15 protein-coding genes are annotated in these 12,054 nt (G+C 59.9%); 3 read left to right on the top strand and 12 right to left on the bottom strand.

Annotated elements, in window-relative coordinates:
• Window positions 1-67: 67 nt before the first annotated feature.
• Genes BM438_RS06530 through BM438_RS06515 form a run of 3 tightly spaced genes read left to right on the top strand, consistent with a single transcriptional unit; the run spans window position 68 to window position 2,766 of the window.
• Window positions 68-1,072: a hypothetical protein gene (locus BM438_RS06530; protein ID WP_167378323.1), complete on the top strand. Its 1,005-nt coding sequence runs from the start codon at window positions 68-70 to the stop codon at window positions 1,070-1,072.
• 19 nt (window positions 1,073-1,091) lie between these two features.
• A complete protein-coding gene (locus tag BM438_RS44675) occupies window positions 1,092-2,270 on the top strand; it encodes a hypothetical protein (RefSeq protein WP_143131656.1) in 1,179 nt (392 codons plus the stop codon).
• The gene (locus BM438_RS06515) at window positions 2,263-2,766 is read left to right on the top strand and encodes a hypothetical protein (RefSeq protein WP_093633494.1); all 504 of its coding nucleotides are present in this window, start codon (window positions 2,263-2,265) and stop codon (window positions 2,764-2,766) included. Before BM438_RS44675 ends, BM438_RS06515 begins: the two co-directional genes overlap by 8 nt.
• A 50-nt stretch (window positions 2,767-2,816) precedes the next feature.
• Here the strand turns inward: BM438_RS06515 and BM438_RS06510 are convergent, their stop codons facing one another.
• The 12 genes from BM438_RS06510 to BM438_RS06460 form a co-directional block, all read right to left on the bottom strand.
• Window positions 2,817-3,524, bottom strand: coding sequence for a methyltransferase domain-containing protein (locus BM438_RS06510; protein ID WP_167378322.1), 708 nt, complete (start codon window positions 3,522-3,524; stop codon window positions 2,817-2,819).
• Entirely contained in the window at window positions 3,517-3,753 is a 237-nt protein-coding gene (locus BM438_RS45385) for a hypothetical protein (RefSeq protein ID WP_167378321.1), read from the bottom strand. Before BM438_RS45385 ends, BM438_RS06510 begins: the two co-directional genes overlap by 8 nt.
• Before the next feature lie 39 nt (window positions 3,754-3,792).
• Window positions 3,793-4,929, bottom strand: coding sequence for a hypothetical protein (locus BM438_RS45845; RefSeq protein ID WP_208620616.1), 1,137 nt, complete (start codon window positions 4,927-4,929; stop codon window positions 3,793-3,795).
• Window positions 4,930-4,973: 44 nt separating this feature from the next.
• Window positions 4,974-5,189 carry a Rieske (2Fe-2S) protein gene (locus BM438_RS06500; RefSeq protein ID WP_093633492.1) on the bottom strand — a complete coding sequence of 72 codons (216 nt, stop codon included), beginning with the start codon at window positions 5,187-5,189 and terminating at the stop codon, window positions 4,974-4,976.
• On the bottom strand, window positions 5,186-6,034 hold the full coding sequence (locus BM438_RS06495; protein ID WP_167378320.1) for an iron-containing redox enzyme family protein: 849 nt from the start codon (window positions 6,032-6,034) through the stop codon (window positions 5,186-5,188). The genes BM438_RS06500 and BM438_RS06495 overlap by 4 nt, the downstream gene beginning before the upstream one ends.
• 10 nt (window positions 6,035-6,044) lie before the next feature.
• Window positions 6,045-6,845, bottom strand: coding sequence for a dihydrodipicolinate synthase family protein (locus BM438_RS06490; RefSeq protein ID WP_093633490.1), 801 nt, complete (start codon window positions 6,843-6,845; stop codon window positions 6,045-6,047).
• On the bottom strand, window positions 6,842-7,357 hold the full coding sequence (locus BM438_RS06485) for a DUF6190 family protein (protein ID WP_093633489.1): 516 nt from the start codon (window positions 7,355-7,357) through the stop codon (window positions 6,842-6,844). The genes BM438_RS06490 and BM438_RS06485 overlap by 4 nt, the downstream gene beginning before the upstream one ends.
• The gene (locus BM438_RS06480) at window positions 7,347-8,570 is read right to left on the bottom strand and encodes an aminotransferase class I/II-fold pyridoxal phosphate-dependent enzyme (RefSeq protein WP_093633488.1); all 1,224 of its coding nucleotides are present in this window, start codon (window positions 8,568-8,570) and stop codon (window positions 7,347-7,349) included. The genes BM438_RS06485 and BM438_RS06480 overlap by 11 nt, the downstream gene beginning before the upstream one ends.
• 99 nt (window positions 8,571-8,669) lie before the next feature.
• Complete coding sequence (locus BM438_RS06475) at window positions 8,670-9,722, bottom strand: methyltransferase domain-containing protein (protein WP_093633487.1); 1,053 nt, start codon at window positions 9,720-9,722, stop codon at window positions 8,670-8,672.
• A 424-nt stretch (window positions 9,723-10,146) separates the two neighbouring features.
• Window positions 10,147-10,833 (bottom strand): glutathione S-transferase family protein, encoded by a 687-nt coding sequence (locus tag BM438_RS06470; protein ID WP_208620615.1) that lies wholly within the window; start codon window positions 10,831-10,833, stop codon window positions 10,147-10,149.
• Between the two features lie 58 nt (window positions 10,834-10,891).
• Window positions 10,892-11,506, bottom strand: a complete 615-nt coding sequence (gene gstA / locus BM438_RS06465) for a glutathione transferase GstA (protein WP_093633651.1) — start codon at window positions 11,504-11,506, stop codon at window positions 10,892-10,894.
• A 65-nt stretch (window positions 11,507-11,571) separates the two neighbouring features.
• Window positions 11,572-11,994, bottom strand: a complete 423-nt coding sequence (locus BM438_RS06460; RefSeq protein WP_093633486.1) for a DoxX family protein — start codon at window positions 11,992-11,994, stop codon at window positions 11,572-11,574.
• Between the last annotated feature and the right edge of the window lie 60 nt (window positions 11,995-12,054).

Genomic DNA, 12,054 nt, shown 5'->3' with positions numbered 1-12,054 from the left:
CGGCACGATAGAATCGCGACCTGATCTTGCCGTCGTTGGGGGCGGCCTAATCTTGAGGCATATGCGGATGTCATCGGAACTGGTAATGGATGGATCAGTGCAGGCGCTGACACCTGAAGCATTGATTCGCCTGCTGCGCGTGGCGGGGCCTTCCGGCGCCGTCACCGTGAAGGGCGTCGTCACCCGAGTGACGTACTGGCCATCTGACGAGGCACCTAAACACTGCTATGGCGTGCTGACGCTCGGCGCCGCGTCAATCAAGTTCCGGATTCCACCGGAAGCCGGTGTGCGGCTCGATGAGCCGGTCGTGCTGCACGGCACGCTGGAGATTGCACCGACCAACGAAGGCAAGGCCACTCACGAGGTCAAACTTGTGGGAGATGTGCTGGGGACATGGCTGCCGCGCAAGCCCGAAGGGCACGACGGGCCGCTGCCCGTACGTGAGGCGCCGCCCCGATCGCTCGGTGATTTCATCGCGCAGCAACACGACGTCGCGCGGCTTGGTTTCCTGGTGACGGAGACCGCCTGGAATGATCTCCTGATGACGTCACAGTTGAATGACCTACGTCAATGCCCCCAGCGGCGGACCAATTTTACACGGGCAGATATTTTCATCGGTGATTTGAAGTCACTGTGCGAAACAGAGGGCGTTTACGGCATCGTTGTCGCTCGAGGCGGCGGCGACGCACTCGACACGATAGGCGGTTCATTGCCCGTGCTGAAGGCACTCATCGGAACCGGATTGCCTTTTTACGTGGCGATGGGGCACGCGAACGATATGCTACTGGTCGATAAATATGCGGACCAGACCTTTGCAACGCCGTCGAGCCTGGGCCACGCTCTCGCCGTGGCCTGTCACGCACTTGAGGAGCGCCGGGCTCTGGATTTGCAGCATCGACAGCTCGCGCAACGCAACAAGCAACTGGAACAGGATGCGGTCGCCTTGCGCGAGAAGATTGCAGGCCAGGTGGCCCCCGTTCCTGTGGCAAAGAATACGCTCGGATGGCGCGACGTACTGATCGGAGTGCTTCTGTTGCTCTTCGCCGCGGTGGTCTGGCACGCGACCCATTGAGATAGAGGACGGCCAGAATATGCTTTTCGATACCCTTGATCGGCAGTTGGATCATGGAAAGAGGCCGGATCAGGGGGATTTCGAATACCTGAACCTTTCGGGGCGGCCGGAGGCCGCTCGCGTTCGTGACTTCATTGAAGCATGTTTGCGTAGTTATCCAGCCGAACATCGTCCCGAAATCGTCGCTCGCCTTAAGGCCTCTGATCTTCAGTTTGCGTCAGCAACGTTTGAGCTCTTTCTGAATCGATTATTTTCGCTACTGAACTGGACTGTCACGGTTCATCCCGAGTTGCCAAACGGCAGCCCTAAGCGTCCAGATTTTCTTGTGCATACACCCGAAGGTGGTGCGTTCTACTTGGAGGCCACACTGGTTCGCCAATTCAGCGAGCAAGAGCAGGCTGTTGAGCGGCGCAAGAATGAGGTAATTCGCGCGATTGACGACATCCCATCGCCGGATTTTCTCCTCGATGTATACCTCTCGGGTTCTCCTCGATCCACGGTCCCACGCCGAAACCTTCGGCGTGGCCTTCGCCGTTGGATCGCATCGCTCGACTATGACATAGCGTTCGAGCAATACCGGAACCGTGAACGGTTGCCCGAATACGACTACGAGCATGACGGCTGGAAGATTCGATTCAAGCCAATTCCACGTGGCCCTGAACGTCGAGGAAGCGGGCGCCGTGCAATCGGGGCCTTCGGAGGCGGAGTGCGACCAGTTAAAGTTCTACCAGGTATTCGTGACGCAGCAAAGTCGAAAGGCGGCCGTTACGGCGAACTGGATCTGCCTTTGATTGTGGCGATCAATGTGGAGGACCGCCAGGTAGATACATCGGTTGAGCGGGACGCCCTGTTTGGTCAACTTGAGCTGGTGTTTGATCGCGAAGACCCCAATGCGGAGCATCGTGCTAGACGATGCCGCGACGGTGTCTGGTTCGGGCCACACGGGCCGCAGTACACACGTTTAAGCGGTGTCTGGATGTTTAGAAGGTTTGACGTCTGGCACTTCGTGTCCCGCAGTTCGCACCTGCTCTACCTTAATCCTGACGCGCTCCACCCTCTCGGTGAAGAGACCTACGTCTTGCCACATGCAATTGTTGAGCAAGGCAAACTTTCCGAGCGAGACGGCCTGTCGTTCGAGGTATTCGACTTGCCGGAGAGTTGGCCTGAGGACGCAACGGACGGAGGCGAGCGTGGGTAGTCAAGCGATAGCGGATATCGACTTCCTCTCGTATCCAGACGATGGCGACTTACTGCGTGCCTTGGGTGCCATAACGTACGAGGCGGCTCACTTCGAGCGTTTAATCGAAAACTTCCTGCGCGGTATGACCGCGCTCATCCCGTCGCTAGTTTTCAGCAGAAAGGTGGAGCGCGCACCGATCGTCGACAGGCTGGGCTATTGTGCGAAATGGATAACAACTTGCTACGGCGGTCGGCCCGATTTGGAGATTCATACCGCCAGGTTCGAGAGCTTCATCGAATTGATAGGCCGGCGGAATGCCGCCGTGCACGGCGCGCTCTTTCAGGAGATAGGGAATCCGGTCATGCGTTATCGGACGAAGCATGTGCTGGAAGATCAGGCCACGTCATCGGCCGATATGTACGCGCTGGCAATGGAGTTTAAGGTAGCGAATATGTACGTGGGCACGGAGGCATGGCTTTTTCTGCACACGTCGTCGCCATCGGATCAAACCTGAATGTCTCGCGCCGGAATTCTTTGAATCGCGAGTCGAAGCAGGAACGTGCGTTACGGCTTGATCGATGTCACAGCGCAGAGCGACTGCGTGTATGGTCGATCCACCGCCGAACCATCCGTCGGCGGGGTAGGCACCATCGTGATCCCGCCTGCGACGCGATCGATCGCGTAGGGTTTATGACGTAGCCTGTCCACTCGCAGTGTCGTGGTGCTAGCCTGCTCGCGATGATGCTGCATGATTGCGTCGCGCACGGATGCCGTCGAAGGCGTTTCAAGCCGGTCAGCAACGCTCAGTATTCCGCCCGCGCGCAGTACGATTTTGGCCAGATCGTAGACCTCATTCTGCACCAGCACACGATGGACCCCGTTTTCGGTGATACCCCGCGCGGTCGCGACGGCGCTGTGTCCACGGTACGTGTGCGTTCCGATCATCCAGCAGACCAACGCATCGAATCGCGGTTGCGTACTTAGCCACGCGACCAGCTTCGTATCCTGCAATACGTCGCCTTCGATGAGCGTGTAGTCGACGTTGGCTAGTACGCCGATATCTGCATACTCGGTTTCGTACGTAAAGCCTTGCGCCGGCCCCAACGCCTTCGGCGTGCCGCGCGAGACGACCTGCACGCGATAGCCGTTTTGCTCCAGCCGGTTTCGCGTGGCCTCGATGCAATGCGGGTTCTCTTCGATGGCGGTTATCTTGTGGCCTAAGGCGAGTAATGCCTGGGTTGAGTGACCTGCACCACAGCCTATTTCAAGCACGCGTGTATCCGTCAAGGTCAAGCGCGAGCCAGGCATAGTCACCTTCCTGCTGATGGGCGGCGGCGCTAATTTCCCATCGCTTCGCGTACTCTCGCCGCGCCGTGTCCAGTGCCTGAAGTTGGGCGATTTCGTGATCGCCCAGATTATTGTTCGTGCCCATTGCAGCCCCGATGAAAGTGATGGTCCCATCCGATGACCGCAGGTCAAGTGCACCGAGAAAAGCGGTCATCGGATCAAGCCAGTATGATAACTGGGCAACGGGGAATGATTATCCGCAGCGCCCGGTTTCCTGACCGCTCGGCACCGCGCAATATGGAATGGCCCAGACGAAATCGGTCTGAATTGCGACGGGCACGTTGCGCAGCCAGAACCAGCTGGGGTTTGGCGCACCGTTCGGGCTGCACGGCGCACCCGTGGGGCAGGCGGCGACGGGCGCCGGATCAAGCGAGCCGTCCTCGGAGGTCTTCAGTCCATCCTTGCCGAACGCGGCGCGCGCATGACACGTCATGCACGAAGCCGTATTGACCATGCCTTTCTCGGGGATGGTGTTGCCGAGCAGGATGGGTTGCCCCGTGCTGTCCGTGAAATCCATCTGCGATCCCTTCAGGCAGTAGTGTTGCCATGCCTCGTCAAGGCCGGCCTTCGCGAAGATCGTGCGCAGGGCCGGCGACTTGCGGCAGGCTGGATACCGCTGACCCAGGGCGGACAAGGGCGCTACCTCTGGCAGCGCAGCGCCGAAACTGTCATGGCAGCCGATGTAGTCGCAGCGGCCCGCGTTATCTTCGTGCTCGAACGTTGCCCAGGTCCAGTTCGGAATCAGCTTGGTGGTGATATGCATCGAGGCCAGTGCGTAGCGCTTGCCGTCCGCGCCCACGCTGATGTGATAGCGGTTCGCGTCCACACCGGGGCTGTCGGCCGGAATCCAGTCGCCCTTTACTTCGATTGAGTCCAGTGGGAACACGATCGGTTTGCCGGCAGCAAAGGCTGCGGCGAGACCTTCCTGCGTATAAAGCTGATGGTTGACAATGAAATCAAATGTGGAGCGGTTGCGCCGGACCTCTTCGAGGTTCTGGGCCGAGACCAGTGGATGAGCTCCTGGCATCGCCTCCAGACGTCGGGCCTGCTCGGCCTGCAACACGGCGACATGGGGGTGCATCACGCCAGCATCACTCGGCCACTGCGGATGGCGGTTGAACGTGTCGTGATCGGAGGCCCAGTGCTCAAAGCGACTGCGATGACTATCGCGGCCGTCAGTTGGCGTCGCCACATAAGTAAATAGCAGCCAGGACGTTTCGTCCGGTGCGTTCAGTGCGGACAGGTGATTGGCTTGGAGCAGGTCGTCCAGCGGACTGCTGGGGTGGCTACGATCAGCGTTTTCCTGCTGCGCGGCTGCGGTGCCGGTCAACAGAAGCAGTGCCAGTATCAGGGTTTGGAAGCGGTTGCGTGGGATCATGGCGTCACGTCCAGGGGTTGGGTGGCAGGACCGTTGAGTACCTCACCAGTGGCGAGATCGAAGCGCGAGAAATGCAGCGGACAGGTAATGACACAGCGCCCCTTGGCATCGCGCGTCAACGACGCGTATTTCAGGAGTGCCTTGCGATGTGGGCATTCGGCAGTGACCAGGAAACTCTCCTCGCCGACGTCGATACGGATGCGCTCGGTCATGCGGTACTCCGGTCCTGACGGGCCAGCGCGATGGCAGCTTCGAACGCCTGGTTCGCCGTGGCGTGGGCCAGGCGCACGCCCTGCCAAGCCCGGGCGTAGTCGAACGGCTGGCTGCGCGCGGTCTCGCGGATCGCCATCAGGGCGCTGCGCGCATGGAACACATCGATATGCACGTGTTCGCTGTAGTAATGATGCGCGGTGATCTTCAGCCGTTGGCAGGCGGAAACATAGGGAGCGAACAGGGTGGGCACGACGCCTTCGAACCAGGCGAGCGCGCCGAGAAAATACTCCACGTGTGCCGCCCGCTTGGTCATCCAGTGAAAGACGTTGACGAACTCGAACACGGGGTCGAGTGCCAAGGCCACGAAGTGTTCAAGTACGACGGGCGAGCCGAGTTCCTGCAACAGATCGCAGTAGAGCTGCGAATGGGCCATCTCGATGTTCCCGCAACCGAACTCATCGAGCAGGATGCGTTGTACCGCCATCTGCGCGCGCAGCGGGAGCCGCGGCAGGATGGCGAGGAATGCAAGTGCCTCGGTCAATCCGTCGATGGCGAACTGTTCCACGATGACCTGAAATTGTCGACGGGTCGCCTCGTGTGCCAGGAACGTCACGCTTTCATTCGGCGCACTGGCATCGCTGTCGATCAGCCCCGCCAGTGCGGTCTGGAAATCACGGTAGGAATTGACCGGTCGCGGATCGCACGACGCGCCGATAAGGGCGTCGATCCAAGGTGATTCGTAGGCGACGAGCGAGTCATAGGTGGGTGGATCGAGGCACGCGCCATTCCACTGGAAAAGGTGGCGCTGCGACCATAAAGGGGCGAAGCCTTGGACTGCTTCCATGGCGGCCTCCTTAGGCGCACGCCGTGGTGGCAGTGAGCGGCGTGGATAGCACGCCCCGGCGGTACAGTTCGGCTTTGATGCCGGCGTACCAGTCGTCGTCGAAGAGGCCATACCGGTTGCAATACGTCATGATCCGGCTTTGTCCGGCCGGTGTCGGCGATCGCCACATCTCGGCGCAGACGCCGATCTCGAGATTGGCTAACGCAACGGCCAGTCCATGGGCGCCTGGCGCCTTCCAGAGTAGATCCTCCCAACCTTGCAGGATGCCGCAGGGCAGCCCACGCGCATTCAATGCCTGGACGATCTCTGGCCGGCGACTCGATTCCTTGAGGCCGAGTACGCGCGGAAGGCGGCCGATGGTGCTCAGCGCATCGACCAGCATCTCGGCGTCGCCTTCGGTACCCAGGTGATACAGAAACAGCGGCAGCGGCGACCGCTCCAGTACGAGTTCGAGATGCGCCTGCGCGGACGCCGTGGCGTCGCCGCCCAGCGGCGGGATCACCACGGTCATACCGGCGGCACCTTCCTGCGTCGCGAACTCGATGCGCGAAAATAATTCGTCATCGCTCAGGACGATCGCGCCCGGATACACCGGCAGTCCTTCGGCGTGATGGACGGTGTAACGAACCATTTCCTCCCACTGGATTCGGCTTAGCTGGCCGCCTTCGCCGGAACTGAGCGTCGGCAACAGCGCCGTAGCATCGCCTCGCAGGCTGTCGATGAGCCGGCGCACGCTGTCCTCGCATACCGAACCGTCCTCGCGCAGCGGCGTGACCAGCGGTGCCATGATGCCTTCGATCCGGTTGTTCATTCACGCAACTCCGATAGAGGGACGCGCAGGGCCAGCGAGGCCCGGTAAAGCGCCTCGGCGGGTGGCGGAAAAGTAAGCTCATGGCCCGTTGGTGGTGGCGAGGCCGCGATCTGCAGGTGCCGTATCAGGTGCGGCCGCAGGGTGTAGAGTCGACCGCCGCTGGTATGGACCTGGCTGCACAGCAGGCGATCGCTGGCGGGCAATCCGGTCAGGTCTTCGTCATGTTGTGCCCGATGCAGTTGCTCATCGCTGTAGGGGCGCCGCTGGATGGCGACGATGCTGTGGAGCAGATCCATGAACGGGTAATAGACATCCTGCAGTTCGCGGGCGTAGCGCCAGATCACGTTGTCGCAAAACCCCACCTGCTCGAGGCTGGTCGACAATGAGCGATCCATCCGTGACGCGAAGAAGTTCTTGCAGGCCACCCGCGCCATTTCGTCGTCGCTGTTCATTCCAAGAAAGACCGAGGCATCGAAGAACTCGATCACGCGTGGGGTGTTCTCAGAGGGCATCGAGGGTCTCTTTCAGTTTGTCGATCGAGGCGCGGAACCGGGCCGGGTCGCGGGCGAGGGCGATGCGTATGAAGCGTTCGCCCACACGGGGGCGACTCCAGAAAAAATAGGTGCCGGGCAACACATACACGTCGTTGCCATAGGCCAGCTCGCGCAGCGTCGTGGCCGTCAGCTCCGGCGACTTGATCTCCAGCCACGCCACGCTCACGGGGACCTCGGGCTCGATCAGCCCTAGCCGCGACCCGGACAGGGTGTGGCGAAGGTAGGTGCGATTCTCGTCCAGCACCGACTTGATCGACGTGAAATCGTCCGCCTTCGAGTCGTCCAGGTAGGCGCTCAGCATGTTGAGGATGAACGGGGAGACGTTCAGCAGGATGCTGGTCTGGATGCAGTAGACCTCCGCGTGCAAATCGCTGCTACAGGTCAGCAGGGCGCACTTCGCGTCCTGTACCGGCCACGTCTTGCCGGTGTCTTCAATCACCAGATAGCTGATGCCCGATGCCTCCAGGCGTTGGTAAATGTCCAGCCGGCCGAGTTGCGGGTCCATCAGGGCGAAGGAGGCAAAGCACAGATCGATCATCAGAATCTTGTGATGGTCTCTGCAGTAGCGGATGAGTTCGTCGAACGTTTCGCCGCCCCGGGTCAGCAGGCTGGCGCCCGTCGGATTGTTGGGGTCGACCAGGGCAAGGACATCACCGGTCACGGTGTTTTCCAGGCGGGTGTACAGCCCAGGTCCAGAGGTCAGGATTTCTTCCTTCAACGGCAATAGCGGCACGTGCATGTTCGCGAGGATGTCATGCAGGTTGTCGAAGCACGGATCTATCAGGCTGACCGTCATGCGCCGGCGCATGATGAATGTGGCCACCGCCATCATGGCGATCGACGCCGCGTAGAACAGCATGCTTCGATTGAGTTCGAGTGCTGTTTTCTGCTGGTGTAGCGCGAAAAACTTCTGGATGAAGCGCTGTTCGAGCGCGTGCTGGGTCAATTCCTCCGACTCATACCATAGCTGCGGCAAACGGTTCACGATGTTCCGTTGCGTGGCCGACTGGCGTTGATGGGTGTGGGCATCGGCCAGGTTGTGGTCGGTGCGCAGCGCCAGGATTTCATGCTGCGTGATATCGGCGAGTCCCTCCGGATCGTGACTTTTCAGCGGCACGATACGGGTGTCGGAGAACACGGTCCTATCCTGTTCGGCGAATATGTTTTGCATACCTTAATATCCTGATTGGTCTATGGATCGGAGATACAATTTATGCGCGGTATTCCGTAAAACGCGCCGCACGTAACGCGAATGAATAACGTCCGTCCGTCAGCCGGCCGCGATCCCGAGGTGTTGCTCTTGCCGCTTCGGGGTTGATGCAAACGTGTTGCTGTCATCGGGAGGTGCCACCGTCGCGCGCCAGGTGTAGCGACAGGAAAACGGAGAGGTCGACCGATCCGCTTCGCGACGCACGAGGGTGAACACGACGATGTCGCCGGTCTGAACGTCGAGCGGATGTTCGAGCGGCAGATAGCAATGCTTCCAGCTGTCCGAGTACTGCCCGTCGCCGTGATCCTCGCCTTCAATATCGAGAATCACCGTATCGGCGAGTTGCGCGACGAAAAAACCCTTGAAACCAGTCACCGATCCGGACGTCTTTGCCGTGAATCGCAACGTGATCGCATAGGCCGTGGGATTGACGCCCTGGCAGAAGTCGAAGCAGAGCCCGGGCCTTGCCTCGGCCAGGTAGGTCGAACGGGGCAAGATGACGTCGTAGTACACGTCGAACGGCGACGCCAGTCCGAGGGTATCGAGCAGCTTGCGCACATCCTGCGTCTCGCTGACGGACTGGCAGACGCCGCTGAGGATCTGTCCGTGGACGGCGGGTGCACTGACCGGCACGAAGTACGTCGCGATGTTCTGCGGCAGCATGCGACCGCCCGGGGCAAGCATGCGGCGCCTGGCGTCGGCGAGGATGGCGGTGCAATCCTCGTTGTCGCCGATGTTGCCGATGATCTCCGAGATGATGAGGTCGGCTTTCTCGGGCAGTTCGACTGCGTACGATAGCGCGTGGATGCCGATGAAACGATTCTCGTAGCCGGCTTGCGCCAGGCGCTGCTTTGCCATTTCGAGGACGCTATGGCTGCATTCGATACCGTAGACCCGGCGCGCGCCTGCCTCGCAGGCCCAATGGGCAAGGATCCCCGTGCCAGTACCCAGGTCGACGACAATATCGCCAGGGCGCACGGCGCACTTGATTGCGGCCTCGTAGGCGGTCATGCGCAAGCGATCGCCGAGCATCAGCGCATGAAAGTGTTCATCCCAGGCGAGAATGTCCAGTGAGCATGGAAACCACAACTCCTCACGATGATACGGTTGCATGGAGTCCCTCCCTGTTGGAATCTTTAAAGAAGACCGCTTGCTTTAAGTGGCGAAGACGCATGGATATCGCGTCTTCGCGATTTCAATGTAATTAATATGTGGTACTTAAAATCGTAGGATGATTAATCCGATTCATTTCTACTCTTAAAAAATCTCGACGCTCAGGTGGGTTAGGTGTTGAAAATACATCGCGCCATCGACGCCTCGAAAATTACGCCAGTTCAGGAAATAACAAAATGCAATTCTGTGATGGGTATCTATCGGAATAACTGAATGGTGGACCATGCACGGATGACCAGCAGCGCACGTTTGAGAAGCGTCAGAGGGGCATTTTGCCCGGACGATGACCGGGCGGAAGGGGTGATCGGAGCGGTGTTGCCGTTAATGGAATCCAGTACGATGATTCGTCGCTATGCGATCATCATCACGCCAAGGCTTGTTGTTTCGATGTGCCTTGTTCCATGAGTCTCGATATCTCCGAATGGCGCATCCGCAGAAAATCGTCCAGTCGATCGTGATAGTCCGCCCCGACGGCGTTGGCGATAGATGCGCGCGCGCCAAGCGCGTGACGCCAGGCATTCACCTTGGGAGTCGTATTGAAGATGCCAAAATCAGCGATGCGTGCGAAGGCATCGAAATAGCGGAAGATGGGGCCGAAGACGGCGTCTACCACGCTGAAGTGCGTGCCGGCAAAGAACGGTGGCGTCCGGAGTTCCGCCTCTACCCGCCCGAATTGCGACACGAGTTCCCGACACTGCTGGTCGAGCGCGGCCCGGTTGGGCGCGACGTAGAATTTCCAGATCGTGTTAAGGATCGTCGAACCGAATTCCATCCATGCCCGGTGCCGTGCGCGCTCAAGCGGATCGGCCGGATGCAGGCGGGGAGGGAACACATCCTCCAGGTATTCGCAGATCACCGCCGATTCGAAAATCGGCTGGTCGTCCACCAGCAGCAAAGGGGTCTTGCCCAGCGGAGAAATGGCCGAGAACCACGCGGGCTTATTGGCGAGGTCAATGTTGCGCCGTTCGAACGGCACGCCTTTTTCGGCGAGTACGATGGCGACGCGCTGGACGTAGGGGCAAAGGTGATGACTGACGAGTACAAGTGACATGGCTATATCCCCCTGAGGGATCGACGGCGTTCCACGCCATCGATGTGTGATCGTGGAGCTAGGATTTGAGCAGGCCTTCGGCCAGCATCGCATCGCGAACCGCGGGGCGCTTCGCCACACGGGCCTGATAGTCGATGACGTGAGGAAAGGGCTGCAGGCTAATGTTGAGAAAGTTCGCCCAGTTGACGATGGTGAATCCGTACGCGTCGGCCACCGTGAAGTCAGGTCCGGCCAGGTACCGATGATTGGCAAGGTGGCGATCGAGCATCTGGAGCCGGTCGGCCAGTTTCTTCCGGCAGGCGTCGGCCGTGGACTCGGCGGTTTCCTTCGACCAAAGCCAACTGAAGGTCTTATGCAATTCGGTGGCAATGAAAGCCAGCCACTGGACGACCTTCAGTCGCGCTTCGGCGTCGCTGGATGGCGGGATCAGCCGCTGCGCGGGAAACACGTCGCCGATGTACTGCAGGAGGGCGGCTGTCTCGGTATGGCGCGAACCGTCGGCAATTTCCAGCAGGGGCACATAGCCATTCGGCGAGACCTGGTAATAGTCCGAGCCGGATCCGGCCTGATGGGTCGCCAGATCGACCTTGACGATCTCGAACGACGTGCCCACTTCGCGCAGTGCGATATGGACGGCCAGGGAACAGGCGCCAGGGGATAGGTAGAGCTTCATAGACATGCTTTGCCTCACAAGCGAAGATGACGATGCGTATTCGTGCGGATGGGCCGTTTGCGCGTCTACGCGCGAACGAGCGTATCCAGCGTGAAGCGAGGGGTTCGCCGGGTCGCCAGGGCGCCATCGCCCATCAGCCACAGCGCGATCTGCGACACCGCCAGAAAGATCGGATATTCCCATCCGCCGCCGGGGCTCGTGTGGACCCAGCCATTGTGAAAATGCACCGAGGCGGCGCAGAGCATCAGCGGCGTCAGGATCAGCGCGAATTGCCGCGCGTAGAGACCGAGAATCAGTGCAGTGCCGCCGACAAGCTCCATGGCAAAGGTGGGGTAGGCGAGAAAGCCGGGGAATCCCACGGATTCGAAGTACGTCGCCGTGCCGGGCAATGTGAACACCAGCAGCTTCAACATCGCATGGGCAATCCACATCACGCCCAGTGAAACGCGAAGCAGCGTGATGCCCCATTGGCGGTTCGATGCATCCATTTTTTATCCTGTCGAAAGTACGGGTCTGCAGTACGATTACATTGCAGTCGGGCCTCGTAA

This window comes from Paraburkholderia aspalathi (genome assembly GCF_900116445.1).
Taxonomy (GTDB): domain Bacteria; phylum Pseudomonadota; class Gammaproteobacteria; order Burkholderiales; family Burkholderiaceae; genus Paraburkholderia; species Paraburkholderia aspalathi.
Note: the sequence above shows the minus strand (reverse complement) of the source record. Positions and strands in the feature narration are given on the sequence as shown.